The following is a 271-nucleotide window of genomic DNA, read 5'->3' as shown; positions in this document are numbered from 1 at the left end:
TCGGAGATCTCCCGCACCGAGGCGTTGAGCTCCTCCGAGCCGGCGGCGACCGATTCCATCATGCCGCGGACGCGCTCGTTGCCCATGCGGACCAGCACCTGCCGGGTCGTGTCGGTGGCATATTTCACCACCTTGAACGGCTTGCCGTTGAGATCGAGGATCGGATTGTAGGACGCCTGGATGTAGACCTCCTTGCCGCCCTTGCCGATACGCTTGTATTCGGCCGCCTGGTATTCGCCGCGGTTGAGCGCGGCCCAGAACTCGCGATAGG

At 63.8% G+C, this 271-nt stretch carries 1 protein-coding gene; it reads right to left on the bottom strand.

All coding sequences use genetic code 11. The features are described from left to right. On the bottom strand, nt 1–271 hold a 271-nt coding region (locus tag AX729_RS38160), incomplete at both ends, for a PAS domain-containing protein (RefSeq protein WP_156457450.1).

Source organism: Bradyrhizobium sp. CCH5-F6, assembly GCF_001556045.1.
GTDB lineage: Bacteria > Pseudomonadota > Alphaproteobacteria > Rhizobiales > Xanthobacteraceae > Bradyrhizobium.
The sequence above is the reverse complement of the archived record's forward strand: the minus strand, read 5'-3'. Positions and strand labels throughout refer to the sequence as shown.